Source organism: Aeromonas sp. MdU4 (assembly GCF_041929505.1).
Lineage (GTDB): Bacteria > Pseudomonadota > Gammaproteobacteria > Enterobacterales > Aeromonadaceae > Aeromonas.
Map to the genome: position 1 here is coordinate 1 of NZ_JBHFMW010000050.1, position 25,227 is coordinate 25,227.

Here is a 25,227-nt window from a genome sequence, read left to right on the forward strand (position 1 = left end):
TTGACTGTGGCCGTGTCGGTATCGCCGTCAGCGTCCTTGGCCACGTAGTCAAAGCTGATGTCACCGTTGAAGTCCTTGCCCGGCACAAAGCTGATGCTGCCATCCGCCGCAATCACGACATTGCCGCCCTGGACCGCGATGGTCTGCGCACCACCGGTCAGCTCGACGCCGTTGATAGACTTGATCGCCAGCCCGCCATCCGGCGCCTTGTCGTTGGCCAGCAGGGTCAGGGTCACCGAGCCATCCTCGTTGACCTCGTAGCTGTCGTTTACCGCATCGACCGGATCGTCCTGGGCAGCCACCTTGATGCTGACCGTGGCGCTGTCGGTATCGCCGTCAGCGTCCTTGGCCACATAGTCAAAGCTGATGTCGCCGTTGAAGTTCTCGTTCGGCTTGAAAGTCATGCTGCCATCGGCGGCAATCTCCACGGTGCCGTTGGTCACCGCAATGCTCTGCGCACCGCCAGTCAGCGCGACGCTGTTGATGGAGACAATTTTCAGCCCGCCATCCGGCACCTTGTCGTTGGCCAGCAGGTTCAGGCTCACCGAGCCATCTTCGTTGACGGTGTACTCGTCATCGACCGCATCGACCGGATCGTCCTGGGCCGCCACCTTGATGCTGACCGTGGCGCTGTCGGTATCGCCGTCAGCGTCCTTGGCCACATAGTCAAAGCTGATGTCGCCGTTGAAGTTCTCGTTCGGCTTGAAAGTCATGCTGCCATCGGCGGCAATCTCCACGGTGCCGTTGGTCACCGCAATGCTCTGCACACCGCCAGTCAGCGCGACGCCGTTGATGGAGACAATTTTCAGCCCGCCATCCGGCGCCTTGTCGTTGGCCAGCAGGGTCAGGCTCACCGAGCCATCCTCGTTGACCTCGTAACTGTCGCTCACCGCATCAACCGGATCATTAATATCCACACTCCCCTGATCAGTCGCAGCTGCGGTATTCCCTGCAGGATCGGTGACACTGGCCGTAACGGTATAAAAGCCCTCAGCCAGGGGCGTGACAACATCGACAGTGAAAGTGCCGTTTGGATTGACTATCGCGATAAGGGTTTGCTGATTACCATTCGCATCGGTAACCAACAGGGTCACGATACTGCCAGCCGGAGCATCTGTGGTACCAGTCAGAGTGGGAGTAGTGTCATTGGTGTTATCAGGTGCAGAAACAGTGATCACCGGCGGCACGAGGTCGATCAACTGATTGTCGGTTCCAGGCAAGGCATTGGCGATGACGCCGGTATCGACTGGATTGGTCGTATCAAACCCCGCTTGGGAGATGGTGGCATCACCGACGCGGTCGATGGTAACGAAACCGCCATTTCCGCTGGCGCCAGCGACACCACCTACGCCACCACCACCCGCGGCAGGCGCACCACCCGCAGCAGAGGCTTCAAAGGCCTTGGTCGGGTCAGCGCCACCCAAAATGGCTTGTTGCAATGCATTGATATCACTCGGGGTTCCGGCTACACCATTTTGTGCCAGCTGAGGTGCATCCCCCTCTTCGGCTGATTCACTCGGCTGACCGGCCGGCTGTACATTGAACGCCTGGTCGCCGCCCATAAAGCTGCCCCCGTCCGGAGAGACAATTACCGCCCCTTTTGGTAGTACATCCCCTTCAACCAACAGCTTCCGGCTGCCATCTGCGGCAAGCAGATAAATCTTTCCTTTGAGTTGGGTTACGGTTACGCCCTGTTCCAAGGTAATGGCATTGGTAATCATGTTCTCTCCTGAATCCTGATTTGCATGCAAAAAGCCACATCCTACTGTGCACATTGATAGTACAAATAACCAGCTCGAAAATTCGAAAGGATAGACTGATTTGAGGCTAGATCGTTCAGCTAGAGAGAAGGGTATAAAGCAGTAGGAAAAGGAAGGTAAAAACTAAATTTATCAATCATTTATATAAAAATGACAGGAGTATGAAAATTCATACTCCTGTCAGATTGAACCTTAAGCCCCCGCCCAGAGGATGATAGCCAGCAGCTGTGGCGAGATGATCCTCAGGAACATCACCAGCGGGTAAACAGTGGCATAGGAGAGGGCACTGGCACCGCTGGTAGGATGCATGGCGTTGGCAAACGCCAGCGCGGGAGGATCAGTCATGGAACCCGCCAGCAAACCACAGATGGTGAGATAGTTCATCTTGCCATAGAGACGTGCCAACACCCCGACCACCAGCAGCGGGATCAGGGTAATCGCCATGCCGTAAAGCATCCAGGCCGGGCCATCACCGTTCACCAGGGTATCGACGAAGCCAGCCCCCGACTTGAAGCCGACCACCGCTAGGAAGAGCACGATACCAATCTCCCGCAACGCCAGGTTGGCACTGGGCGGCATAAACCAGTAGAGCTTGCCGATGCTGCCGATCCGCGACAGGATCAGCGCCACCACCAGCGGCCCGCCCGCCAGACCCAGCTTGAGTGCAGCCGGAAATCCGGGTAGATAGAAGGGGATAGATCCAAGCAACACGCCAAGACCAATCCCGATAAAGACCGGCAACATCTGCACCTGTTGCAGTTTTTGCTGCACGTTACCGACCACATTGGTCACGGCTTCGATGGCATCGAGGCGGCCGACCAGGTTGAGGATGTCACCAAACTGCAGGCTGGTCTGACTGGTCGGAACCAGCTCGATACCGGCCCGGTTAAGACGCGAGATCACTACGTCATAACGCTGCTTGATGTCGAGATCGCGGATTTTCTTGCCCAATACCTGCTCGTTGGTCACCACCACCCTCTCGACGCGCAAGTCGGTACCTCGGGTCGAGAGCGAGGTCTCAACCTCCTCCCCCAGCACCAGCAGCACCTTGTGCAGCGCATGGCGCTCGCCCACCAGATGGAGCAGATCTCCCAATTCAATCCGCGAGTCTGGCTTGGGAACCATCAGCTCGTCGCCCCGCTTGAGGCGGGAGCAGATGACATCAGCCTCGTCGAGACTCGGGATCTCGCTCAGCATCAGGCCGTGCATGTTGGGGTTGCGCACCGCGATGTTGATGGTCTGCAAGCTCTCTTTGGTCTTGCCGGTTTGTTGCTCGAACAGGGCGGCTTCATCGTCGATCTTGATGCGAAAGAAGACCCTGACCAGCCACATAGTCAATAGAATGCCGCAGATGCCGAACGGATAGGCAACTGCGTAACCCATCCCCATCAGCCCCGTCGAACCATGTGGAGCACCCAGTTCCGCCAGGATCTGCTGACCCGCACCGAGCGAGGGGGTATTGGTCACCGCACCGGAGAAGACCCCGAGGATCACCGGCAAGGGGACATCGAAAAATTGGTGAAGAGCGGCAGCAACAACGCAGCCCAGGATAACCAGCAGAGCAGCAAAAGCATTGAGCTTGAGCCCGGAGCTGCGCAGAGAAGAGAAAAAGCCGGGGCCGACCTGGATGCCGATGGTATAGACAAACAGGATTAGGCCAAATTCTTGAATAAAATGAAGAGTTTGCTCATCCAGAGCGAGCTCGGACACCCCGGCAAAGTGACCGACTATGATGCCGCCGAACAGCACCCCCCCAATCCCCAGACCAACGCCATAGACCCGCCAATTTCCTAGCCAGAGCCCTAGCACTGCCACCAGCGACAATATGCTGATGGATAGCGCGATATCACTCATTGTGTGCATCCTTTGCGAATTGAACTGTCCTTAGCTTGTCAGCAAACGATGCCGCCAACTGTGTGATAACGCACGAATTTATCCTTTGGTGCAGCAAAAATACCAATTAAGGGTTAATTAAACGATATAGCCGTAAATGGCCATAAAGTGACAAATGCTGCCCCCCATCACAAACAGATGCCAGATGGCATGGTTGTAGGGAATCCGCTTGGCCACGTAGAAGATCACCCCGAGGCTATAGACCAGCCCACCAGCCGCAAGCAGCAGCAATCCTTCACCAGCCAGATGGATGTAGAGTTGATAGATGACCACCAGCGACAGCCAACCCAGCATCAGGTAGGTAAACAGCGACAACTTCTTGAAGCGATTGATGAAAATCAGCTTGAACACCACCCCGGCCAGCGCCAGTCCCCAGATCACCACCATCAGCCCGCGCGCCAGCGGCGTATCGAGCGCCACCAGCAGAAAGGGGGTATAAGTGCCGGCAATCAGCAGATAAATGGCGCAGTGATCAAACACCTTGCACCAGCGTCGCGCCTTGCCCTCCGCCATGCTGTGGTAGAGGGTCGAGGCGAGATAGAGCAGCACCAGACTGCCGCCATAGAGGCTGTAGCTCACCAGCGCCTGCGTACCCTGCCCCCACCCCTTAATCAGCAGCAACACCAGCCCGGCAATACCAAGCAACAATCCCGCACCGTGGCTCAGCCGGTTGGCCAGCTCCTCCCGGGGGGAATAATCCATCACACCACTCATGACATCGACTCCACAATAATTAGCCTCACTCTACCCAGCACCATTTCAGAGTACAAGTGTTCGCTTAAAAAATGGGGTGGCTGCCACCCGTCATCCTTTGGTGTATGCTCTGCCGCCGATGCCCGACAGAAGCGGCATAGACACCTACCCCGGTGACCTGGTCTGGAGAACCTGATGAAGTTGACTGAGCTGTTTGCACAAGCGGATCCCGCCTTTGGCGAGGCGATGAGCACCTTGCTGGAGACCTTCCACCACTCCGACGACAGTCAAGCCCCCTACCAGCGCGACCTGTTCACCCATCAGCTTGACCAGTCCCGCATGCCCACCAGCGGCTGCTCGACCGAGGCCTATCTCACCCGTCTGGCCGCTCTGGTACCCGGCGCATCCCATCTCACCTCGCCACGCTACATGGGTCATATGACGGCACCATTGCCGACCTTCACTGCCGAGCTCTCCCGTCTGGTGGTGATGCTCAACCAGAATCCGATGAAGATGGAGTCCTCCCGCCTGCTCAGCTTTCTGGAGCGGGAAGTGCTGGCCAAGCTGCACCGCCTCATCTACGGCATGGACGATGCATTCTACGGCGAACAGATGCATGCCAAGGATGCCGCCCTCGGCGTCATGACCAGCGGTGGCACCATCGCCAACGTCACCGCCCTCTGGCTAGCCCGCAACCGCGCCTGCGGCGACAACCTGTTCGCCCTCTATGAGCAGGGCTATCGCGGCGCCGTCATTCTGGGCTCGCGGCTGATGCACTACTCCTTCGACAAGGGAATGGATCTGCTGGGATTGGGCGCCCGCAGCGTCTGGCGCCTTGAGACCGACGAGCAGAACCGGCTCAGTCTGGCCGCGCTGGAGCAGGCGCTGATCCAGTGCAAAGAGCAAAAATTGAAAGTACTGGCGCTGGTCGGCGTGGCGGGCAGCACCGACTTTGGCTCCATCGATCCCCTGCCGGAACTGGTGGCCATCGCCGAACGCGAGCAGATCCACTTCCACGTGGATGCTGCCTGGGGTGGCCCGACCCTCTTCTCCCCCCGCTATCAAAACCTGCTGGCCGGGATCGAGCGAGCCGATACCGTCACCCTGGATGGCCACAAGCAGTTGCTGGTACCGCTCGGTACCGGCATGCTGCTATGCCGCCAGCCCGATCTGATGATGGCGGTCAAGCGAGAGGCCCCTTACGCCATCCGTGCCACCTCGTTCGATCAGGGCCGCTTTACCCTGGAGGGTACCCGCCCGGCCAATGCCCTCTATCTGGATGCCGCCTTCCAGTTGTTCGGCCAGCAGGGCTATGCCGACCTTATCGAGGCCAACTACGACCGGGCCAGACTGATGGCTGAGCTTATCACCAGCAATCAGGCCTTCGAGTTGATGTCTGCTCCGGTGATGAACCTGCTCTCCTACCGCTGCATCCCGCCGCATCTACAGGGCAAGCCGCTGGACGAGACGGCCAACGAGCAGATCAACGCCTTCAACGTGGCGCTGCAAAAAGCCCAGCGCGCCGAAGGGCACAGCTTTGTCTCCCGCACCCAGCGGGCGGTGGTGCGCTACGGTACCCAACAGCTCACTCTGCTGCGGGCCGTGCTGCTCAACCCCTTGATTGAAGAGCGCCATATCCGCGACCTGCTGGCCGATCAGCAGCGACTGGGGCTATCTATTGCTCGCCAACTGTTTGGCGACAGCGCGGAACCGGCTTAAAAATGAGCGGTCTTATTCATTTGCCGTTGTCCACCTTGCAGGTAGACTGGGCAAAATTTGCAGGCCATCTTTGAGGACTAGGCGCCAACAATGAAGCAATTTATTGAATTTATTCCACTTATCGTTTTCTTTGCGGTCTACAAGTTCTACGACATCTACATGGCGACCGGCGCACTGGTGGTGGTAACCGGTCTGCAGCTTGCCTATAGCTGGATCCGCTATCGCAAGGTCGAGAAGATGCAGCTGTTTACCTTCCTGCTGGTCGGCTTCTTCGGCGGCCTCACCGTCTTCTTCCACGATGACACCTTCATCAAGTGGAAAGTGACTGTCATCAACGTGCTGTTCGCACTGGGTCTGCTCATCAGCCGCTACGGCTTTGGCAAGAATCTGATCAAACAGATGCTGGCCAAGGAGCTGCAAGCACCCGATGCAGTCTGGGACAAGGTCAATCTCGGCTGGGTCGGCTTCTTTACCGTCTGTGGCCTGCTCAACCTCTATGTGGCCTTCAACCTGCCACAAGAGATGTGGGTCAACTTCAAGGTGTTCGGCCTGCTGGGCATGACCCTGATCTTCACCCTGCTCAGCGGTGTCTACCTCTACCGCCACATTCCGGCTGATCAAAAAGAGCAGCTGAAAAAATAACCCTCATCAGAAAAGGATCCTCTCATGTGGTATCTCATCTACTCCGAAGATGTTCAGGGCAGCCTGCCGCTGCGCAAGCAGGTTCGTCCCGCCCATCTGGCCCGGCTGCAAGCGCTGCAAGATGAAGGGCGCCTGCTGACCGCCGGCCCCAACCCGGCCATAGATGCCGAGGATCCGGCCGATGCCGGCTTTACCGGCAGCACCGTCATCGCCGAATTTGCCTCACTGGCTGACGCCAAGGCCTGGGCCGATGCCGATCCCTATGTGGCGGCTGGCGTCTATGCCAAAGTGACCATCAAGCCGTTCAAGAAGGTCTTTTAAAAACTGCATCAGATGCAAAGAGGCCGGAACGGGTGTGCAACCCGCTCCGGCCTCTTTTTATTGCGCGATGCTCAGCGCACCGACAAGGTCACGCTCTGGCGACAAACCAGGGGTTGAGGATGTCGGGCTTGTTGTAGGCAAGGGGTGAGCCATCGAGTTGGGTGACGCTGCCACCCGCCCCTTCCAGCACCGCCTGCGCCGCACCGGTATCCCACTCACAGGTCGGAGCTAGGCGTGGATAGAGCTCGGCGTCCCCCTCGGCAATAATGCAGAACTTGAGTGAACTGCCCATCGAGACCAGCTCGATTTCGCCCCGTCCCATATCCCCAAAGCGAGCCAGATAATCGAGCGTCTCCTGCGACAGGTGGTTGCGACTGCCAACCACCCGCCACGCCTCTCCTTCACGATGAGGCCGAGTCTGGATGGACTCTCGTTTGCCATTGGCGATGCGCCATGCCCCGAGCCCCTTGCCGCCATACCAGAGCCTGTCCAGCACAGGGGCATAGACCAGCCCCCAACGCGGTGCCCCCTCCTCAATCAGCGCGATATTGACGGTGAACTCGCCATTGCGGGAGACAAACTCCTTGGTGCCGTCAAGGGGGTCCACCAGCCAGTAGCTAGACCAGCCGTGGCGCGCCGCCATCACCTCAGGCCCCGACTCCTCCGACAATACGGGGATGTAGGGAGTCAGCCGTGCCAACGCCTGAACGATCACCTCATGCGCCGCCTTGTCGGCAGCAGTCAGCGGACTCTCGTCGCTCTTGTACTCCACCGCGAAGGGCTGGCTGTAGATGGCCATGATGGCCGCCCCCGCCGCGCGGGCGACAGGTTCAAGGTCGGTGATATCGGGGTGATACAGGGGATGCGCCATAACAATCTCGTCCAGCTCACAGGGTCAACCAGTGTAACTTTTTTGACATCAACTGCTTATAGCTGATTGTGCTGGGTTATTACGGCGCGGAAGCCATCAGGCCATTCGCTTAAGTGAACAGAGCCAGAAACAACAAAGGACGCCGTGGCGTCCCTTGTTGTTTCTGGCGACCTGTCTCAGGCAGCAGGTCTATCAGGCGGATCAGATCCCCTGACGGGCTTCCTGCATCAACAGGCGCATGTCGCTCACGGCCTTGGCCAGACCGTCGAAGGCGGCGCGGCCGATGATGGCGTGACCGATGTTGAGCTCATAGAGCTCGGGGATGGCGGCAATAGCCTTGACGTTGTGGTAGTGGAGACCGTGGCCAGCATTAACCTTGAGCCCCTTGCCAGCGGCATAGGAGGCGCCAGCGGCGATGCGCTTGAACTCGGCGTTGCGCTCGGAATCTGTGGTGGCATCGGCGTAGCGGCCGGTATGGATCTCGATAAAGGGAGCGCCACTCTCGGCAGCTGCATCGATCTGGATTGGGTCGGCATCGATAAAGAGGGATACCTGAGCACCCACGGCAGAGAGACGGGCCACGGCATCAGTCACCTTGGCCAGCTGGCCGGCCACGTCCAGACCACCCTCGGTGGTCACTTCGGTGCGCTTCTCAGGTACCAGACAGACGAAGTGGGGCTTGATGCGGCAGGCGATGCCGACCATCTCCTCGGTCACCGCCATCTCCAGGTTCATTCTGGTCTGGATGGTCTGGCGCAGGATCTCCACGTCACGGTCGGTGATGTGGCGGCGATCTTCACGCAGATGCACGGTGATGCCATCGGCCCCCGCCTGTTCAGCGACAAAAGCGGCCTGTACCGGATCCGGATACTGGGTGCCGCGGGCGTTGCGCAGGGTGGCGATATGGTCGATGTTCACACCCAGATAGATTGCACTCATTGAGAACTCCTTGAAACTCTTCATCTGTTGACTGCGCGGTCAGCGAATCACCCCGCGCCAAATATCCGTATGTCTGTAATCTGTGTCAGCCTTGCATGCTGGCTTTGCGTTTTAAAAACAGCTCCCGGCTCTTTAACTGGCGCTTGCCCAGATAGGGTTGCAGCGCCAGTCGGCTGAAACGTTTGGCCGCCTGCAGCAAGGGAGGGGTATCGAAACGTCCCTCGGCAAAGGCGAGCAGGTGGGCACCGAGAAACAGGGTACGGGGATCCGGCGCCCGCTCGCAAGCAACAAAGCCCAATTCACGCTCAAAGCCATAGAGCAGGGTCGGCTCGATGGGCGACTCGTCGTCCGCCGTGTATTCGAAATCCACCGCATAGCCCAACGCCTGCAACAGCAGGAACTCGAAGCGGCGCAGCGGCAGCTCCGGCGTCTCGCCATCGGCCAGCGCCATGATGGCACGGGCATAGGCGTCGAACACTTCGGGGAACGGGGTATGGGCTTCCAGCAGGTAGTAGACCAGCTCGTTGAGATAGAGGCCGTAGAAGAGGCGATCGCCGCCGAGGCGCAGGGAGTGGTCGGGGCACTCGACCTGGGTGAGATTCTTGAGATCCCCCTTGCCGCGCCAGGCGATGGTGAGCAGAGTAAAGGGTTGCAGCAGCCCCTTGAGAGGGGAGCGTGGCCCGCGAGAACCGCGAGCCACCAGGGTAAAGCGGCCACTATCCTGGGTGAATACCTCGACCAGCTGGCTGGTCTCACGATAGGGCCGGCTATGGATGACGAAAGCCGGGCTCAGCAATCAGTCATCACCATATCCGAGGCTCCGCAGGGCGCGCTCGTCATCAGCCCAGCCGGACTTGACCTTGACCCACAGCTCGAGATGCACCTTGTTCTGGAACAGTCGTTCCATGTCGAGGCGCGCTTCGGTGCCGATGGTCTTGATCTTCTCGCCCTTGTTGCCGATGACCATCTTCTTCTGACCATCGCGCTCGACCAGGATCAGGCCGTGGATGTGGTAGAGGCCGTTCTCTTCCACCTTGAAGCGTTCGATCTCCACCGTCACCGAGTAGGGCAGCTCCTCGCCGGTGAAGCGCATCAGCTTCTCACGGATGATTTCGGAGGCCATGAAACGGGACGAGCGGTCGGTCACGTAATCTTCCGGGAAGAAGAAGTTGTTCTCTGGCAGCAGATCCTTGGCCCACTCGCGGATCTTCTCCACGTTGGTGCCCTTCTCGGCACTGATGGGCAGGATATGGGCAAAGTTCATCTGTTGACCCAGCCACTCGAGGTGCGGCAGCAGATCTTCTTTCTCTTTAACGTTGTCGATCTTGTTGACCGCCAGCACCACCGGGCACTTGAGATGGCGCAGCTTGCCCAGCACCATCTCGTCGTCTTTGGTCCAGTGGGTACCGTCGACCATGAACACCACCATGGCCACATCACCCAGCGAACTGGTGGCGGCGCGGTTCATCAGGCGGTTGATGGCCCGTTTCTCCTCGATGTGCAGACCCGGCGTGTCGACATAGATGGTCTGATAGTTCTCCTCGGTGTCGATCCCCAAAATCCGGTGACGGGTGGTCTGGGGCTTCTTCGAGGTGATGCTGACCTTCTGGCCAAGCAGCTTGTTGAGCAGGGTGGACTTGCCCACATTCGGGCGGCCCACGATGGCGACAAAGCCGCAGTAGGTAGTATCTGTCATGACAGTTTTTCCAATGCTTGCTGCGCTGCGGCCTGTTCGGCCTTGCGACGGCTGGTGCCGACCCCTTTGATCGGACCATCCAGACCTTCCACGTCACACTGGACGGTGAACTCCTGGTTGTGGGCCTCACCCTTGACGTTGGTCACGGTGTAGGTCGGCAGGGATTTGCGGCTTCCCTGCAAAATTTCTTGCAGACGGGTCTTGGGATCTTTCTGCTCGATGCCGGGCTTGATTTCATCCAGGCGGCTGGCGTACCAGCTCAGCAACAGTGTCCGCACCGTCTCAAGATTGGTATCCAGATAGACGGCACCGATCACCGCCTCGACCGTGTCGGCCAGAATGGATTCGCGGCGAAAACCGCCGCTCTTCAGTTCGCCGGGGCCGAGGATCAGGTGATCCCCGAGGTCAAACTCCCGGCCCAGCTCGGCCAGGGTCTTCTCGCGCACCAGGGTGGCACGCATCCGGCTGAGATCCCCTTCCGCCGCTTGCGGGAAGCGGTGGAAGAGATCGTCGGCAATCACCAGACTCAAAATGGAGTCGCCCAAAAATTCCAGTCGCTCATTGTGACGGGAACCGGCGCTGCGGTGAGTCAGCGCCCGGGTCAGCAGTTCCAGATCCGCAAAAACATGCCCGAGACGGGACTGCAGTCTGTTCATCTTGATATTCATTTACTTGATTCCGCCAATGCGGTTGAAGCGCACCCCTGTCGGTACCCAACTCGGCAGCAGGGAGCCCTCTTCGCGCTCGAATTCAAAACTTATCCAGATAGCGACCGCCTTGCCGACCAGATTCTGCTCGGGCACAAAGCCCCAGAAACGGCTGTCGGTACTGTTGTCACGGTTGTCGCCCATCACGAAGTATTGCCCTTCCGGTACTACCCACTCATCAGGATAGGTGCCGGGCTGACGATAGTAACGGCCAACCAGATCGGGCATCAGCGGGTTGCGCAGGGTCTCGTGGGAGACATCACCCAGCTGCTCGGTATAGCGATCAAGGGGGATCCCCATCTGGGTAAATTCGCCTCTTTGTTCAAACTTGACATCGAGCTTCTGGAAGCCCGGGCACGTTTTCCCTTCCTGCTCTTCGCACTTGGGCCGAAGCATCAGCTCCTTGTTGCGATAGATGACCCGATCACCCGGCATGCCGACCACTCGCTTGATGTAGTCCACGCGAGGATCCAGCGGATACTTGAACACCACCACATCGCCACGCTTTGGCTCGCCGGTCTCAAGGAACTTGGTGTTGGTCACCGGATCCCGCAGACCGTAGGCAAACTTCTCCACCAGGATGAAGTCGCCCACCAACAGAGTGGGCATCATGGAGCCTGACGGGATCTGGAACGGTTCAAAGATGAACGAACGCAGGATCAGCACAAAGGTGATGACCGGGAAGACCCCGGCAGTCTGTTCAATCCAGACCGGCACGGGGGCCACCTTGGCCAGGGTTTTGTCATCCAGATGAGCGCCGCCATGGGCACGGGCCACGGCAATTTTGGCGGCTCGCTGTTTGGACCAAATCATCTTGTCCAGACACCAGATAACACCGGTGATCGCGCAGACCACCACCAGGATCAGGGAAAACGTGCTTGCCATCTATTAATCCTTTCCGACGTGGAGAATTGCGAGGAAGGCTTCCTGCGGCACGTCGACACGGCCGACGGACTTCATCCGCTTTTTACCTTCTTTCTGCTTGTTCAGCAGCTTTTTCTTCCGGCTCACGTCACCACCGTAACACTTGGCGGTTACGTCCTTACGCAGTGCCTTGACGGTGCTGCGAGCGATGATCTGGTTGCCGATGGAAGCCTGAATAGCGATGTCGAACATCTGGCGCGGAATCAGCTCGCGCATCTTCTCAACCACCTGGCGACCGCGATACTGGGCATTGTCCTTGTGGGTGATGATGGCCAGCGCGTCGACCCGCTCACCGTTGATCATGATGTCCAGACGGACCATGTCAGAGGTTTCGAAGCGCTTGAAGCCGTAATCCAGTGAGGCATAACCGCGACTGGTGGATTTCAGGCGGTCGAAGAAATCGAGCACCACTTCCGCCATCGGGATTTCATAGGTCAGCGCCACCTGCTTGCCGTGATAGACCATGTTGGTCTGCACGCCACGCTTCTCGATACAGAGGGTGATCACGTTGCCCATGTACTCCTGCGGCAGCAAGATATGACACTCGGCGATCGGCTCACGCATCTCTTTGATATTGTTGACCGCAGGCATCGCTGCCGGACTGTCGATATGGATGGTCTCGCCGTTGTTCAGCTCGATTTCATACACCACGGTCGGCGCCGTGGTGATCAGATCCAGATCGTATTCACGCTCCAGACGCTCCTGAATGATCTCCATGTGCAACATGCCGAGGAAGCCGCAACGGAAGCCGAAGCCCAGCGCAGTGGAGCTCTCCGGTTCGAAGAACAGGGAGGCATCGTTCAGGGAGAGCTTGTCGAGTGCGTCACGGAACGACTCATAATCATCGCTGGAGATGGGGAACAGACCGGCATAAACCTGCGGCTTCACCTTCTTGAAACCGGCCAGCGCCTTGTCAGCACCGTTCTTGGCCTGAGTCAGGGTATCGCCCACCGGCGCGCCGTGGATGTCCTTGATACCGCAGACAACCCAACCTACCTCGCCGCAACCCAGACCCTGGGTATCCACCTGCTTGGGCGTGAAGATACCGATACGATCGACACCCCATACCTGGCCGGTGCTCATCACCTTGATCTTGTCGTTCTTCTTCAGCGAACCGTTCTTGACCCGCACCAGAGAGACGACGCCCAGATAGGAGTCGAACCAGGAGTCGATGATCAACGCCTGCAGCGGGGCATCCGGATCACCTTCCGGAGCCGGGATGCGGGCAACGATCTCTTCCAGCACCAGATCGACACCGAGGCCGGTCTTGGCGGAGCAGCGTACCGCGTCCATCGCATCGATGCCGACGATGTCTTCGATCTCTTCGGCAACCCGCTCCGGTTCTGCCGCAGGCAGGTCAATCTTGTTCAGCACCGGCACCACTTCCAGCTCCATTTCCATGGCGGTGTAGCAGTTGGCCAGAGTCTGTGCCTCAACCCCCTGGCCGGCATCCACCACCAGCAGCGCCCCTTCACAGGCCGCCAAAGAGCGGGAGACCTCGTAGGAGAAATCCACGTGGCCCGGGGTGTCGATAAAGTTCAGCTGGTAGGTGTTACCGTCTTGTGCCTGGTAGTTCAGGGTCACACTCTGTGCTTTGATAGTAATGCCGCGCTCGCGCTCCAGATCCATGGAGTCAAGCACCTGAGCCTGCATCTCGCGGTCGGACAAGCCACCGCAAGTCTGGATCAGACGGTCCGACAGGGTCGATTTACCGTGGTCGATGTGCGCAATAATCGAAAAGTTACGAATGTGTTTCATCGAGCAAGAGTCACTCAAAATTGGTTAAGGTCAGTTATGGAGGCGCGATTTTACTGGATAACCCGGCTGACGGCCATTCTTTAGTCGCCAGCGCCAGTGAAATAGCGCCTGTTCAGTCAGGGGAGGATGCGGACAGGAACGACGACGCCAAGCATCTGCGGGCCGTAGCGCCCCTGATCCAGGCGGTTGGAAAAGTAACGAACCAGTAAAAAACCCAGCACGCACCCCAGCAGGCAACAGAGGATGGTGATCCCCTCCCCGCCCGAGAGCAGTGGTGCCAGCCAGAGTTGTCCCAACAGAGCCCCCGCCAACAGGCAGAACAGCGGCAGCACATAGACCATCGCAGCCCCGCGCAACAGACTCTCCTGCGGGATGCCGAGCCTCACTTGCTGGCCGACGCTCACCTCGGCGGTCAACCTGACCCGCAAGCGGGGAGCTTTCAGAGGAAACGCCTTGGCCACAGTGCCGGTACCGCAACTGGATTGCTGCTGGCAGCCACTACAGGCGGAACGCCGTTCGCACTCCACCCAGGCATGGTCTCCTTCAATGGCCACCACGGTCGCCAGCTCTTCACTCATCTCGTTCACGGCAACACCTCGGGTTCACACAATAAGCAGATCTGAACACGGCTTGCCCTCTTCGGCAAGCCGGAGCAACCCGAAGTCCACGCCGTTATTGAACCGCTTCGTTGCGGGTCAGCGGCTGCACCGACTCGGCGATACGCTTGGCGGTCTCGGCCGGCACCTCACCGACCACGGTGATCTCGACCCCCACCTCGTTGACGTAGCTCACCAGTGACGTCGCCCCCTGACGGATCAATTGCTGACGCACCGCCTGCTTGGGATCGACCCGGGAGACATAGACCGAGAGATCCACCAGTCCGTCGGAGAGCATCATGTAATCCACCGGCATACTGGTGGTCACCAGCTGGTGGCGGTCTTGCGACAGTACCTTGAAGCCATCGGGCAGCCAGGTGATCTGCCAGTTCAACACCTGCTGCGGCGCGGGGTAAGCATCCTCCAGCGCCAACGCATCCGGTTGTTTACTGTTGGCCAGGGTCACCAGCCAGGGCGCCGGTTTGCTCTGCAGCTCCAGATCCACCCCCAACACCTGCTCCACCAGATTGCCTTCCCGCTCCACCATGTCGACCCGCAGCAACAAGTGGTTCTGCTCATCGATCCACAGCACGAAGCCGTACTTGTCGGCCTCTTTAGGCACCAGCCTCACCACCTGCGCAACCACACCGGCAACCCGGCTACGGCCAGCCAGTACGGAGTCATAGCTCTTCAGCACCTGCGCCAAGGGCATCCTCACCAGGGTCGACCAGATGCCGGGAAAACGGGCATCCTTCAGGGTGTAGGGTTCGTGGCTGTTTTCAAAAAAAGTGTATTCATCCTGACGCTGCAGATATTCGATCGCCTTGCCATCGAGGTAGCTGAGGTGGGCCACCTCCTTGCCATCGATCACGGCATGACTGATGCGGATCGGCTCAAGACGCCCCTGACGGGCCTTGACCATGGACAACTCGAAATTCTGTTGATGAACGGCACTCTGCATCTGCTGCAACAAGGCCTCGGCCGACTTATCGTCGGCCGAGGCCTTGGCACTGATCAGCAGGAGAGAGGCCAGCAAAATACGGCTGGACTGGCGCACGTTGGGATCCCTGACGATTCGTTATTGTTGGCTCTGTCTGTCTTGCAACAGGCGCTGTTGTAACTGGTGATCACGCAGGAAGGCGTTGATCCGTTCGCGCTGCTCCTGCATCTGCTGCTCGGTCAATCCTTGCTGGCGAGCACGAGCACCATCCTGTTGCGGGTAATGAACACTCACTGGAGCGGCACTGCCACCAATGGGAATGGTATTAAGCACCGGGTTGGTCGGCACGCCATCCTGCCCCTGATAATGCTGCACCCCGAAGATGACGGCGGCGGCAACAGAGGCTGCAATGGCATATTGCCCCAGTTGCTGGCCAATTCGGCGAAACAGCGGCACAACATTGGAATCATTGGAATCAGTCTTGACCGGCGCTGCGGTCGGTTGCAGCACAGGCGTAACCTCAACCGGCTTGGGTGCCAGTATGGTAGGCTCATCCTCCAGCGCAGCCATGATGCTGTCGCTGAGATCCAGTTGCAGATTGACCGGCTGGTCACCCCGCATGGCATCGCCAATCAGGTGGTAACGACCCCAGGTAGCTTGCAAGTCGGAGTCCATCTCCAGCTCGTTCAGTACCTCTGCGTCACTCAGGTCACCATCCATCAGGGCAGAGATTTGCTCTTTGTTTGCCATAAGTTAACCCGTCTTTCCCCAGTTAATTCTCGATCAGAGGTTGCAGCTTTTTGTCGATTGCTTCCCTCGCCCGGAAGATACGGGATCTGACCGTACCCACTGGGCAATCCATGATTTCGGCAATCTCTTCGTAGCTCAGCCCTTCCAGTTCGCGAAGGGTGATCGCTGTCCTCAGGTCTTCCGGCAATGCCTCTATGGCTGAAAACACGGTGCGTTTGATCTCGTCAGTCAGCGCCAGGTTTTCCGGGGTTGAGACCTCTTGCAAGGCTTCACCACCGCCATAAGACTCCGCTTCGTCAGCCTCCACATCACTGCTGGGCGGCCTGCGCCCCTGGGAGGTCAGATAATTCTTCGCCGTGTTCACGGCAATTCGGTACAACCAGGTATAAAAAGCACTCTCGCCGCGGAATGTCGGCAATGCCCGGTAGGCTTTTATAAAGGCCTCTTGCGCCACATCAGGCACATCTCCGGGATTGTTGACATACCTGGCAACCAGGTTGACCACCTTATGCTGGTATTTTTTAACCAACAGGTTGAAAGCTGCTTTATCGCCGCGCTGGACCCGTTCAACCAGCTGTTCGTCCAGTAGATTCTGGTCGCTCATCAGAGCCGTAAAACCCCCATCAGGTTATCGTTCTTCTTTTCCGGCCCTTCCTAAGCGCACAAATTCAGACAGGGAGAATCAGAGAAAGTTCACTTCTATTGAAAAAAATGTAGAGCAAGCTGCATCCTGACCCCCGCTTGGGCTACCATGGGGCCAGTTCTTAATCCAGGCCAATGATACTTATGAAAGCAAGTGTTGAATACCTTTGCGACGTACTGATCATTGGCAGCGGTGCCGCCGGTCTGACTCTCGCGTTGCGATTGGCAGATCAGGCTAAAGTCCTGGTTCTGAGCAAGGGGCCCATCAGTGAAGGGGCCACTTTCTATGCGCAAGGAGGCATCGCTGCCGTTTTCGACGAAACCGACAGCATCGAATCCCACGTGAGCGACACGCTCAACGCCGGGGCCGGGTTGTGTGACCCGGCCGTGGTGGAGTTCACCGCCCGCCACGCCCGCGAGTCGATCAAGTGGCTCATCCAGCAAGGCGTTCCCTTCGATCAGGAGGAGAATGCCGACGGTGAATCCCAGTATCACCTGACCCGGGAAGGGGGCCACAGCCATCGCCGCATCTTCCACGCGGCAGATGCGACCGGCAAGGCAGTGCAGCTCACCCTGATCGATCAGGTGCGGGCCCACCCCAATATCCAGCTGATGGAGCGCTTCAACGCGGTCGACCTCATCACCACCCGCAAGCTCAACCTGCCGGGCAACAAGGTGCTGGGAGCCTACGTCTGGAACCGCAACGCCGAACAGGTCGAGGTAGTCCGCGCCCGCTTCGTGGCGCTGGCTACCGGCGGCGCCTCCAAGGTCTACCAGTACACCTCCAACCCGGATGTGAGCTCTGGCGATGGTATCGCCATGGCATGGCGCGCCGGTTGCCGGGTGGCAAATCTGGAGTTCAACCAGTTCCACCCCACCAGCCTGTTCCACCCCGACGATCCCAACTTCCTGCTGACCGAAGCGCTGCGTGGCGAGGGGGCCTATCTGCGCCGCCCGGACGGCAGCCGCTTTATGCCGGAGTTTGACGAGCGAGCAGAGCTGGCACCGCGGGATATCGTCGCTCGCGCCATCGACCACGAGATGAAGCGACTCGGGGCTGATTGCATGTATCTGGATATCAGCCACAAACCGGCCGATTTCATCATCAAGCACTTCCCGACCATTTATGAGCGCTGCCTCGCGGTCGGCATCGACATCACCAAGGAGGCGATGCCCATCGTGCCTGCTGCTCACTACACCTGTGGTGGCGTGATGATCGACAACAACGGCCAGACCGATATCCCCGGCCTCTACGCCATCGGCGAAGTGACCTACACCGGTCTGCACGGTGCCAACCGGATGGCCTCCAACTCCCTGCTCGAATGCGTGGTCTACGCCCAGCAGGCGGGGGCCGACATTCTGGCCAAGCTGCCGATGAGCGTCGAGCCACCGCGCCTGCCAGTGTGGGACGAGAGCAAGGTGGAAGACTCCGACGAACTGGTGGTGATCCAGCACAACTGGCATGAGCTGCGGTTGATGATGTGGGACTACGTGGGGATAGTGCGCACCAACAAGCGTCTGGCCCGTGCCAAACGCCGCATCGACTTGCTCAAGCAGGAGGTGCAGGAGTACTACGCCCACTTCCGGGTCTCCAACAACCTGCTGGAGCTGCGCAACCTGCTGCAGGTGGCCGAGCTTATCGTCAACTGCGCCCTGCAGCGCAAGGAGTCTCGCGGCCTGCACTACAACCTGGATCATCCGGATATGCTGCCGGACTCCAAACCGACAGTGCTGACCCCGGAACGGGATTGAGCCCCTCTCCTGCCATACCAATGACCCCGCTTCGGCGGGGTCATTTTTTAGGGCCATCCGGACAAAGCGCCACCTAGTTCCTTGCTCATGCAAAAAGGTTACGGGAAAAGGGATGAGAGCGCTCAGCGCCGGTCAGCGGGAAAGTTGATTGCCCGAGCCAGCAGGCGGTAGTGGTCGGGAGCGAGCGCATCGGCGAAGAGCCAGAGAGCACTGGCACGCCCCTGCTCGGGATGCAGCTCAAGACGCAACACGCCGGGCAGAATGCGGCTCTTTTTGCCAAGCCGATAAGCGCGTTCCTGCCAGCGCAGCCACTGGCCGTCCCACTCCAGCTCGAACGGGGTACGGGACAACGCCCGCCAGCTCAGGGCAAGCGCCAGCAACCAGACGGGCAGCAACAGCCCCCACTGCCAATCAGTGATGAGACCGCTGATCGGCCAGAGCAGCAACAGAAAGAGGGCCACCAGCCAGTAGCGCTGGTGGCGGGAGGGGTGAACCGGGATGATCACCCGCTCCACGGCCTTAAGCCTGGCGGTCGTGACGAGCCTGATTGCGCGCCAGGATCATCGTGATCATGGTGCTGAAGGCGGGATCGGCTGGCACTGCGTGACCCATGGTCCAGCGGAACAAGTCCGGATCATCGCTCGCCAGCAGGCGGATAAAGGTCTGCTGATCGGCGTCGTTCAGGGAGTCGAACTCGTGTTCGAAAAAGGGCATAAAGATCACATCCAGCTCGAGCATGCCACGACGGCAGGCCCACTTCAGGCGGGATTTTTCAACTGGGCTCAACATGGAACTCTCCTTACAAAGACCCGAGGATGGTACCAGCTCGATTTTCCGGCTGACAAACATTAGTTACGTCTTTACCATGCAGCTCACATACTTTCTCTCTGGAATGCCATCGTGAGCCTGCAACCGCCTGTTTTTCCTGCCGAACCGACCCGCTTCGCCCTGACCAACATTGCCATCACCCGCATCAGCGGCGAAGAGCGAGCCAAATATCTGCAAGGTCAGGTCACCTGTGATGTCAACGCGCTGCAGCCGGGGCAGAGCACACTGGGTGGCCACTGTGATCCCAAGGGCAAGCTGTGGAGCGATTTTCGCCTGCTCTGCCTTGAAGAGAGCTTGCTGCTGCTGACCACGCCTTCGGTACTGGAGCGCCAGTTGCCGGAGCTGAAGAAGTTCGCCGTCTTCTCCAAGGTCGAGATTGCCGCCGACCAGCGCCACGCCACCGGTCTGGCAGGCAAGGGTACCGATGCATGGATCGCCGCGCAGTTTGGTCTGGAGCAGAGCGGCCTGGTCCCTGGCGGCATGGCGGTGAAGATCGAGCAGGATCGCTGGCTGCTGGTGAGCAGTGAGCAAGCCGACGTGCTGCCGGCGGGTGACGAATCCCTATGGTGGGGTCTCGAGATCAAGGCCGGTCTGCCGCACATGGAGGCAGTGCATCAGGGCGAGTTCATCCCGCAGATGCTCAACCTGCAGGCACTCGACGGTATCTGCTTCAACAAGGGCTGCTACATGGGGCAGGAGACAGTGGCTCGCGCCAAGTATCGCGGCGCCAACAACCGTGCCCTGTTCCTGCTGGCTGGCAACACCGGCGAACCGGCTGCCAGTGGCGACACGCTGGAGATCCAGCTCGGTGACAACTGGCGTCGCAGCGGCATGGTGCTCAACGTCTGGCAGCATCAGGGTCAGGTGTGGCTCACCGCCGTACTGCCGAAAGATACCGAGGCTGACGCCCAATTCCGCCTCAAGCAGGACGAAGGCTCCCGCCTCACCCTGCAACCCCTGCCTTACGAACTGGTCGAGTAAGCTCGGCTAGCGAGGCACCCGCGCCAGCAGTGCCTCCTTCAGCCAGTGCCCCGCCTGCCCCAGCGGGCGGGCGCGATGCCACTGCAGCTCCAGCGCCAGCGCGTGGCTGGCGATAAAGTCCGGCTCCAGCACCACTACTTCGCCCCGCTTCAGCGGCTGATGCAGCAGAAATTCCGGAATGGCGGACCAACCCAGCCCTCGCTTGACCAATTCCAGCACCCCGAGATCCCCCTCGACCCACCACACCTGAGCCGAGATACGAAAGCGCTGACGCTCAGCACCTTCCCGTCGTCCGGTGACCATCAGCTGACGCGCCCCTTGCAGATCAACTTCCCGCAGCGGCCGCTTGCGTGCCAACGGGTGTTCGGGGGAGACCACCAGCGGCATCGCGACTTCTCCAAGGGAACGGGCGACGATCTCCCGCTGGGGATGCACTTTCTGATAGCTGATGCCAAGCTGGGCGCGGCCGGTTACCAGCATCTCGGTCACATCCTCCATCAGCGGGAAGAGCAGCTCCAGCTCCACCGTGGGGTAGCGGGTGGCAAACTCCTCCAGCAGAGTACCCAGCCAGGGCAGATGGGAATCATCGTCGATGGCCAGGGTGAGACGCGACTCCACTCCCGCCGCCAGCTCCCCGGCAATGGCCTGCAACCGCTCACTCTGGGCCAGCAAAATGGCCGCCTCCTGCACCATGCGCGCCCCCGCCTCGGTCAGCTGCGGATAACGGCCACCCCGGTCGAACAAGGTCAGCCCCAGATCAATCTCCAGATTGGCGATGGCGCTGCTCACTACCGATTGCGCTTTGCCCAACTTGCGAGCGGCGGCAGAAAAGGAGCCGGTCTCGGCAGCGGCCAGCAAGATTTTGAGTGGTTCCAGCGATGGATTCATCCTGTTACTCCCCTGTATGAGCCCGGTTGGCAGACTAATCCATCTATTTTAGCGATAGATACCAACGTGAATCCATTACCAAAAGGCGATAGATTGAGCCGGTAATTTGTTAACACACCTGCTAAAGAGAGTCATTTATGCGTACCCGTAACGACCGCCTGCGCCATGCTATCGGCTTTGAACTGATGGGCCTGTTCATTGCCGCCCCGCTTGCCAGCTGGGCCACAGGCATTCACCTTAGCCATATGGGACCATTGGCGATCTTCTTCTCCCTGCTGGCTACCGCCTGGAACTACATCTACAACATCGGCGTCGACAAACTGCTGCAGAAGTATCAGGGCCATACCCACAAGACCATGTGGCAGCGGGTGATCCATGCCATTGGTTTCGAGGGGGGGTTATTGCTGGCCGCCATGCCAATCATGTCTCTGTGGCTTGGCATTACGGTGCTGGAGGCCTTCTTCCTGGATCTGGGCTTTGCGATCTTCTATTTGATTTATGCCTTCTTCTACAACCTGAGCTACGACAAGATTTTCCCTATCCCCCGTGCCGTCGCACAATAAGGGCAGTCAGACCGGATGAGATAAGCCTCTGGCGAGGTGCTAAAGCAAGGCACCATCATGACAAGGATGATGGTGCCGGGAGAGGGGCGAAGGCAACTTGCAGGAGGGGGGAAAGGAAAAGATTCAGGCCTGAGCCTTGAGTGCTTCATCCCCCTCGTCAGCAACCGTCGCCTCCTCCGGCTGAGCCTGAGCGGCTTGCAGCGCTTCCAGCTCGCTTTGATAGTCGCTCAGGATCTGCTGGGCTACCGCCATATCCCCCTTGTGCTTGCGCTCGAACAGATGGTGCTGCACCACGCCATTGAGATACTCCACCGTGATGGGCTGCTCCAGGGTTCCCATCAGCTCCTCTTTCTCCAGCTCGGCATTGATTTCATCGGCGGTGTTGCGCAGCAGCCCGGCCAGTTGAACCAACATGCGGCGCTCACCTTCGCGCAGCAGGCTCAACATGCGGTTTCTCTGCTGCTCATTCTGTTGGGTCATACATTTCCTTACGTCGATAGGGTACAAGCCAGCTCATTCTGCCCTGTCCCCCCGATAGCGTCTATCTCATGCCCCCCCTCATTTTTGGCGCTGGCTCACAAATGGCGACAGATGCTATTTGAAGCAGCTCTGGGGTATAGTAGCCGCTGATTTTCGGGCTCTTTTCCACGTTCACACTACGCAGGAGCCCTCCGGTTTACCCCATCGAGGTGAAGATCCGCTTTATGACCGACGCCATTGTGGTGCTCTGCACCTGCCCAGACCAAGCCAGTGCCGACCTTATCTGCGAACAGCTGCTCCAGCGGCGACTGGCCGCCTGCATCAACCAGCTGGCGGGAGTTACCTCCGTCTATCGCTGGCAAGGCAAGGTGGAACGCGCCACCGAGCTCCAGCTCATCATCAAATCCCGCCAGCCGCTCATGGCCGAGCTGCAAGCGTGCATTCTGGCCCATCACCCCTATGAGGTGCCGGAGCTGCTGGCCCTGCCGGTGAGCGCCGGTCTGCCAGCCTACCTCGACTGGCTTACCGGGGAGACCTCATGACTCGCACTCGTCTGCGCTCTCCCCTGCTGGCACTCTGTGCCCTGCTCATGACCATGGTAGCCATGACCCCGGCACACGCCAGCGGTGGCGATATCCTGAGCTCGCTTGGCATTGCCGCCAGTGCCAAACCCAGATTTTTGCAGGTGGATGAGGCCTTTCAGCTCGAGAGCGAACAGCGGGGCGATCAGCTGCTGCTGACCCTTCATATCGCCGACGACTACTACCTCTATCGCCACAGCCTGCGCTTCAAGGGCAACAATCTGACCTTTCGGGACCCCGACTTGCCTGCGGGCACCGAACATCAGGATGACTTCTTCGGCAAGACCCGGGTCTATTACCAGCAGGTGACCATTGCTGTGCCACTGCGCGAGGTGGGGGAACACGCCTCCCTGCGCCTCAGCTATCAAGGCTGTACCGACGGTCTCTGCTACCCGCCGACCGACAAGCTGATCGATGTGACCCCGCTGGCCGCGGTCCCCACTGCGACGGATGCAACGCCAGCAAACGCGGCAACTGTAAGTCAGCAGGATCAGCTGGCCGCCGCCCTCGGCAGCCAGGGCTTCTGGCTCAGCATCGTTGCCTTCTTCGCGCTGGGGCTGGGGCTTGCCTTTACCCCCTGCGTCTTCCCCATGTACCCGATCCTGACCGGCATTATCGCCGGTGCAGGTCATCGCCTCTCCACCGGCCGCGCCTTCCTGCTCTCCCTGGTCTATGTGCAGGGGATGGCAGTGACCTACACCTTGCTCGGACTGGTGGTCGCCTCGGCAGGCCTGAAGTTCCAGGCCGCGCTGCAACATCCCTACGTGCTGATCGGCCTCTCGCTGATGTTTGTGCTGCTCGCCCTCTCCATGTTCGGGCTCTACACCCTGCAGTTGCCGAGCAGCCTGCAAACCCGCCTCTCCGGCCTCTCCAACCGCCAGCAGGGGGGCTCGGTCGCCGGGGTCGCCATCATGGGGATGATCTCGGGGCTGGTCTGCTCCCCCTGCACCACGGCCCCGCTCTCCGGCGCACTCATCTACGTGGCCCAAAGCGGCGATCTCTGGCTCGGCGGCGCGGCCCTCTATGCCCTGTCGCTCGGGATGGGACTCCCGCTACTGCTGCTCGGCACCTCGGGCGGCAAACTGCTGCCCAAGGCGGGCGCCTGGATGGATGTGATCAAGCAGCTGTTTGGCTTCGCCCTGCTGGCGGTACCGATCCTGCTGCTCTCAAGGCTCTGGAGCGATCAGGTCACCACCCTCGCCTGGCTCGGCTGGGGACTGCTGCTGTGCGGCTACCTCTATCATCACAACCAGCACCAGCCCCACTCGGTGGCCAAGAGCCTGCGCGGCTTCGTGCTGCTGCTGGCGATGATCAGCGCCGTGGTGGTAGGCAAGGATCTGCTGCAACCGCCCGCAATAGGCACGGTCACGGCGGGCAGCAACCAGAGTGCCCCGCAGTTTGTCCGCATCAAGACCCTGGCTGATCTCAAGGTGCAGTTGGCAGCCGCCCGCGGCAAACCGGTGCTGCTCGACCTCTACGCCGACTGGTGCGTCGCCTGCAAAGAGTTCGAACACAAGACCTTCAGCGACCCGGTAGTGCGCGAGCGTTTCGGCCAGATGGTGCTGCTGCAGGCAGATGTCACCGCCAACGACGATGCCGATGTCGAGCTGCTCAACAGCCTCAATGTGCTGGGGCTGCCGACCCTCATCTTATTCGACCGTGAGGGCAAGGAGCTGACAGGCCAGCGGGTCACCGGCTTTATGGGGCCGGTCCCCTTTGCCAAACACCTCGAGACAGTGAGCGATGCCAACTGAGTTGCGCCGACTGGTGGCAAGCGATGCGCCTGCCTTGCAGCGGCTGCTGGAACTGGCCCCTGCCTATCAGGCGGCAGTGAGCAATGAGCCCCTCTCCACACACGCTGCAGAGGAGGAGCTGGTAGCCTGCCCACCCGGCCTGCCGCTCTCTGCCAAGCACCTCATCGGCCGCTGGGAAGAGGGGGAGCTGACCGCCGTCATCGATCTGCTGCGCGGCTATCCCAATCCGGATACCGCCTATCTGGGACTGTTACTGGTGGGTGAACCCTGGCAAGGGGCTGGCCGGGGGCAGGCACTCTATCTTCACGCCTGCACGCTGGCTCGCTCGTGGGGAGCAGCCCGGCTGCGGTTGTCGGTGATTGCCAGCAATGAGGCCGCCCTCGCTTTTTGGCGGCGCAGAGGGTTCACCGAGTGCTATCGCCGCGAGGTGCCCGGCTATCGGGCCGAGGCCATCGTGCTGGAACGTTCACTGGAACCGTGAGCCGAGGTTTGCCGCCGCTGGTTCGCGTGGCACAATCTGCCCTCCCGTTTTGCTCTTTTTGCACCTGT

At 59.5% G+C, this 25,227-nt stretch carries 27 protein-coding genes; 9 read left to right on the top strand and 18 right to left on the bottom strand.

What is annotated here, in order from left to right; all coding sequences use genetic code 11:
- From ACE1BR_RS22520 to ACE1BR_RS22530, 3 genes are all read right to left on the bottom strand, one after another.
- A partial coding sequence (locus ACE1BR_RS22520; protein ID WP_374874237.1) for a retention module-containing protein occupies window positions 1-1,721 on the bottom strand: 1,721 nt, incomplete at its 3' end.
- A 231-nt stretch (window positions 1,722-1,952) separates the two neighbouring features.
- Window positions 1,953-3,614 carry a putative transporter gene (locus ACE1BR_RS22525; RefSeq protein ID WP_374874239.1) on the bottom strand — a complete coding sequence of 554 codons (1,662 nt, stop codon included), beginning with the start codon at window positions 3,612-3,614 and terminating at the stop codon, window positions 1,953-1,955.
- Window positions 3,615-3,731: 117 nt separating this feature from the next.
- Complete coding sequence (locus ACE1BR_RS22530; RefSeq protein WP_374874241.1) at window positions 3,732-4,367, bottom strand: hemolysin III family protein; 636 nt, start codon at window positions 4,365-4,367, stop codon at window positions 3,732-3,734.
- 174 nt (window positions 4,368-4,541) lie between these two features.
- On the opposite strand from ACE1BR_RS22530, the gene ACE1BR_RS22535 reads away from it, so the two are divergent.
- The 3 genes from ACE1BR_RS22535 (at window position 4,542) to ACE1BR_RS22545 (ending at window position 7,028) form a co-directional block, all read left to right on the top strand.
- Window positions 4,542-6,065 (top strand): aminotransferase class V-fold PLP-dependent enzyme, encoded by a 1,524-nt coding sequence (locus tag ACE1BR_RS22535; RefSeq protein WP_374874243.1) that lies wholly within the window; start codon window positions 4,542-4,544, stop codon window positions 6,063-6,065.
- A 90-nt stretch (window positions 6,066-6,155) separates the two neighbouring features.
- Window positions 6,156-6,707, top strand: coding sequence for a septation protein A (locus ACE1BR_RS22540; protein ID WP_263718680.1), 552 nt, complete (start codon window positions 6,156-6,158; stop codon window positions 6,705-6,707).
- 24 nt (window positions 6,708-6,731) lie between these two features.
- Window positions 6,732-7,028, top strand: a complete 297-nt coding sequence (locus ACE1BR_RS22545; protein ID WP_069556199.1) for a YciI family protein — start codon at window positions 6,732-6,734, stop codon at window positions 7,026-7,028.
- Window positions 7,029-7,116: 88 nt separating this feature from the next.
- Here the strand turns inward: ACE1BR_RS22545 and cysQ are convergent, their stop codons facing one another.
- The 11 genes from cysQ to rpoE all read right to left on the bottom strand — a co-directional run bounded on the left by cysQ (window position 7,117) and on the right by rpoE (window position 16,813).
- A complete protein-coding gene (cysQ, locus tag ACE1BR_RS22550; protein WP_374874246.1) occupies window positions 7,117-7,899 on the bottom strand; it encodes a 3'(2'),5'-bisphosphate nucleotidase CysQ in 783 nt (260 codons plus the stop codon).
- A 201-nt stretch (window positions 7,900-8,100) separates the two neighbouring features.
- Window positions 8,101-8,838 (bottom strand): pyridoxine 5'-phosphate synthase, encoded by a 738-nt coding sequence (pdxJ, locus tag ACE1BR_RS22555; RefSeq protein WP_374874248.1) that lies wholly within the window; start codon window positions 8,836-8,838, stop codon window positions 8,101-8,103.
- 85 nt (window positions 8,839-8,923) lie between these two features.
- Complete coding sequence (gene recO / locus ACE1BR_RS22560; protein WP_139694230.1) at window positions 8,924-9,634, bottom strand: DNA repair protein RecO; 711 nt, start codon at window positions 9,632-9,634, stop codon at window positions 8,924-8,926.
- A complete protein-coding gene (gene era / locus ACE1BR_RS22565; RefSeq protein WP_042062104.1) occupies window positions 9,635-10,534 on the bottom strand; it encodes a GTPase Era in 900 nt (299 codons plus the stop codon).
- Window positions 10,531-11,202, bottom strand: a complete 672-nt coding sequence (rnc, locus tag ACE1BR_RS22570; protein WP_374874251.1) for a ribonuclease III — start codon at window positions 11,200-11,202, stop codon at window positions 10,531-10,533. Before rnc ends, era begins: the two co-directional genes overlap by 4 nt.
- Window positions 11,203-12,126, bottom strand: coding sequence for a signal peptidase I (gene lepB, locus ACE1BR_RS22575; protein WP_374874253.1), 924 nt, complete (start codon window positions 12,124-12,126; stop codon window positions 11,203-11,205).
- Between the two features lie 3 nt (window positions 12,127-12,129).
- Window positions 12,130-13,923, bottom strand: coding sequence for a translation elongation factor 4 (gene lepA, locus ACE1BR_RS22580; RefSeq protein WP_374874255.1), 1,794 nt, complete (start codon window positions 13,921-13,923; stop codon window positions 12,130-12,132).
- A gap of 116 nt (window positions 13,924-14,039) precedes the next feature.
- Complete coding sequence (locus ACE1BR_RS22585) at window positions 14,040-14,501, bottom strand: SoxR reducing system RseC family protein (RefSeq protein WP_374874305.1); 462 nt, start codon at window positions 14,499-14,501, stop codon at window positions 14,040-14,042.
- A 94-nt stretch (window positions 14,502-14,595) separates the two neighbouring features.
- Complete coding sequence (locus ACE1BR_RS22590) at window positions 14,596-15,576, bottom strand: MucB/RseB C-terminal domain-containing protein (RefSeq protein WP_374874257.1); 981 nt, start codon at window positions 15,574-15,576, stop codon at window positions 14,596-14,598.
- A gap of 21 nt (window positions 15,577-15,597) precedes the next feature.
- Entirely contained in the window at window positions 15,598-16,209 is a 612-nt protein-coding gene (locus tag ACE1BR_RS22595; protein WP_374874259.1) for an RseA family anti-sigma factor, read from the bottom strand.
- A 22-nt stretch (window positions 16,210-16,231) separates the two neighbouring features.
- On the bottom strand, window positions 16,232-16,813 hold the full coding sequence (gene rpoE / locus ACE1BR_RS22600; RefSeq protein ID WP_005335411.1) for an RNA polymerase sigma factor RpoE: 582 nt from the start codon (window positions 16,811-16,813) through the stop codon (window positions 16,232-16,234).
- A 182-nt stretch (window positions 16,814-16,995) separates the two neighbouring features.
- Here rpoE and nadB point away from each other — a divergent pair, with 182 nt between their 5' ends.
- Window positions 16,996-18,603: an L-aspartate oxidase gene (gene nadB / locus ACE1BR_RS22605; protein ID WP_374874261.1), complete on the top strand. Its 1,608-nt coding sequence runs from the start codon at window positions 16,996-16,998 to the stop codon at window positions 18,601-18,603.
- Window positions 18,604-18,725: 122 nt separating this feature from the next.
- Here nadB and ACE1BR_RS22610 read toward each other — a convergent pair whose 3' ends face one another.
- Entirely contained in the window at window positions 18,726-19,103 is a 378-nt protein-coding gene (locus ACE1BR_RS22610) for a protein YgfX (protein ID WP_374874307.1), read from the bottom strand.
- Between the two features lie 19 nt (window positions 19,104-19,122).
- Window positions 19,123-19,392, bottom strand: a complete 270-nt coding sequence (locus ACE1BR_RS22615) for a succinate dehydrogenase assembly factor 2 (protein ID WP_374874263.1) — start codon at window positions 19,390-19,392, stop codon at window positions 19,123-19,125.
- Between the two features lie 111 nt (window positions 19,393-19,503).
- Here ACE1BR_RS22615 and ygfZ point away from each other — a divergent pair, with 111 nt between their 5' ends.
- Complete coding sequence (gene ygfZ / locus ACE1BR_RS22620; protein WP_374874265.1) at window positions 19,504-20,412, top strand: tRNA-modifying protein YgfZ; 909 nt, start codon at window positions 19,504-19,506, stop codon at window positions 20,410-20,412.
- A gap of 6 nt (window positions 20,413-20,418) precedes the next feature.
- On the opposite strand, the gene ACE1BR_RS22625 is transcribed toward ygfZ, so the two are convergent.
- Window positions 20,419-21,300 (bottom strand): LysR family transcriptional regulator, encoded by an 882-nt coding sequence (locus tag ACE1BR_RS22625; RefSeq protein ID WP_374874267.1) that lies wholly within the window; start codon window positions 21,298-21,300, stop codon window positions 20,419-20,421.
- Window positions 21,301-21,437: 137 nt separating this feature from the next.
- On the opposite strand from ACE1BR_RS22625, the gene ACE1BR_RS22630 reads away from it, so the two are divergent.
- Window positions 21,438-21,863 carry a PACE efflux transporter gene (locus tag ACE1BR_RS22630; protein WP_374874269.1) on the top strand — a complete coding sequence of 142 codons (426 nt, stop codon included), beginning with the start codon at window positions 21,438-21,440 and terminating at the stop codon, window positions 21,861-21,863.
- Window positions 21,864-21,986: 123 nt separating this feature from the next.
- Here the strand turns inward: ACE1BR_RS22630 and ACE1BR_RS22635 are convergent, their stop codons facing one another.
- Window positions 21,987-22,343 carry a hypothetical protein gene (locus ACE1BR_RS22635; protein ID WP_374874271.1) on the bottom strand — a complete coding sequence of 119 codons (357 nt, stop codon included), beginning with the start codon at window positions 22,341-22,343 and terminating at the stop codon, window positions 21,987-21,989.
- 224 nt (window positions 22,344-22,567) lie between these two features.
- Between ACE1BR_RS22635 and cutA the strand changes: the two genes are divergently transcribed.
- From cutA to ACE1BR_RS22650, 3 genes are read left to right on the top strand one after another with little or no spacing between them, the layout of a single operon-like run.
- Window positions 22,568-22,885: a divalent-cation tolerance protein CutA gene (gene cutA / locus ACE1BR_RS22640; RefSeq protein ID WP_374874273.1), complete on the top strand. Its 318-nt coding sequence runs from the start codon at window positions 22,568-22,570 to the stop codon at window positions 22,883-22,885.
- On the top strand, window positions 22,882-24,678 hold the full coding sequence (locus ACE1BR_RS22645) for a protein-disulfide reductase DsbD (protein WP_374874275.1): 1,797 nt from the start codon (window positions 22,882-22,884) through the stop codon (window positions 24,676-24,678). Before cutA ends, ACE1BR_RS22645 begins: the two co-directional genes overlap by 4 nt.
- Window positions 24,668-25,159 carry a GNAT family N-acetyltransferase gene (locus ACE1BR_RS22650; protein ID WP_374874277.1) on the top strand — a complete coding sequence of 164 codons (492 nt, stop codon included), beginning with the start codon at window positions 24,668-24,670 and terminating at the stop codon, window positions 25,157-25,159. The genes ACE1BR_RS22645 and ACE1BR_RS22650 overlap by 11 nt, the downstream gene beginning before the upstream one ends.
- Window positions 25,160-25,227: the final 68 nt, after the last annotated feature.

Bases quoted from the DNA above. Each gene is read 5' to 3' on its own strand.
- ACE1BR_RS22545 (WP_069556199.1), top strand. From the start codon at position 6,732: ATGTGGTATCTCATCTACTCCGAAGATGTTCAGGGCAGCCTGCCGCTG.
- rpoE (WP_005335411.1), bottom strand. From the start codon at position 16,813: ATGAGCGACCAGAATCTACTGGACGAACAGCTGGTTGAACGGGTCCAG.
- lepA (WP_374874255.1), bottom strand. From the start codon at position 13,923: ATGAAACACATTCGTAACTTTTCGATTATTGCGCACATCGACCACGGT.
- ACE1BR_RS22540 (WP_263718680.1), top strand. From the start codon at position 6,156: ATGAAGCAATTTATTGAATTTATTCCACTTATCGTTTTCTTTGCGGTC.
- era (WP_042062104.1), bottom strand. From the start codon at position 10,534: ATGACAGATACTACCTACTGCGGCTTTGTCGCCATCGTGGGCCGCCCG.
- ACE1BR_RS22595 (WP_374874259.1), bottom strand. From the start codon at position 16,209: ATGGCAAACAAAGAGCAAATCTCTGCCCTGATGGATGGTGACCTGAGT.
- ACE1BR_RS22635 (WP_374874271.1), bottom strand. From the start codon at position 22,343: ATGACCCAACAGAATGAGCAGCAGAGAAACCGCATGTTGAGCCTGCTG.
- ACE1BR_RS22625 (WP_374874267.1), bottom strand. From the start codon at position 21,300: ATGAATCCATCGCTGGAACCACTCAAAATCTTGCTGGCCGCTGCCGAG.
- ACE1BR_RS22630 (WP_374874269.1), top strand. From the start codon at position 21,438: ATGCGTACCCGTAACGACCGCCTGCGCCATGCTATCGGCTTTGAACTG.
- pdxJ (WP_374874248.1), bottom strand. From the start codon at position 8,838: ATGAGTGCAATCTATCTGGGTGTGAACATCGACCATATCGCCACCCTG.
- rnc (WP_374874251.1), bottom strand. From the start codon at position 11,202: ATGAATATCAAGATGAACAGACTGCAGTCCCGTCTCGGGCATGTTTTT.
- cysQ (WP_374874246.1), bottom strand. From the start codon at position 7,899: ATGGCGCATCCCCTGTATCACCCCGATATCACCGACCTTGAACCTGTC.
- ACE1BR_RS22585 (WP_374874305.1), bottom strand. From the start codon at position 14,501: ATGAGTGAAGAGCTGGCGACCGTGGTGGCCATTGAAGGAGACCATGCC.
- ACE1BR_RS22615 (WP_374874263.1), bottom strand. From the start codon at position 19,392: ATGTTGAGCCCAGTTGAAAAATCCCGCCTGAAGTGGGCCTGCCGTCGT.
- lepB (WP_374874253.1), bottom strand. From the start codon at position 12,126: ATGGCAAGCACGTTTTCCCTGATCCTGGTGGTGGTCTGCGCGATCACC.
- ACE1BR_RS22650 (WP_374874277.1), top strand. From the start codon at position 24,668: ATGCCAACTGAGTTGCGCCGACTGGTGGCAAGCGATGCGCCTGCCTTG.
- nadB (WP_374874261.1), top strand. From the start codon at position 16,996: ATGAAAGCAAGTGTTGAATACCTTTGCGACGTACTGATCATTGGCAGC.
- ACE1BR_RS22530 (WP_374874241.1), bottom strand. From the start codon at position 4,367: ATGAGTGGTGTGATGGATTATTCCCCCCGGGAGGAGCTGGCCAACCGG.
- ACE1BR_RS22645 (WP_374874275.1), top strand. From the start codon at position 22,882: ATGACTCGCACTCGTCTGCGCTCTCCCCTGCTGGCACTCTGTGCCCTG.
- cutA (WP_374874273.1), top strand. From the start codon at position 22,568: ATGACCGACGCCATTGTGGTGCTCTGCACCTGCCCAGACCAAGCCAGT.
- ACE1BR_RS22525 (WP_374874239.1), bottom strand. From the start codon at position 3,614: ATGAGTGATATCGCGCTATCCATCAGCATATTGTCGCTGGTGGCAGTG.
- ACE1BR_RS22535 (WP_374874243.1), top strand. From the start codon at position 4,542: ATGAAGTTGACTGAGCTGTTTGCACAAGCGGATCCCGCCTTTGGCGAG.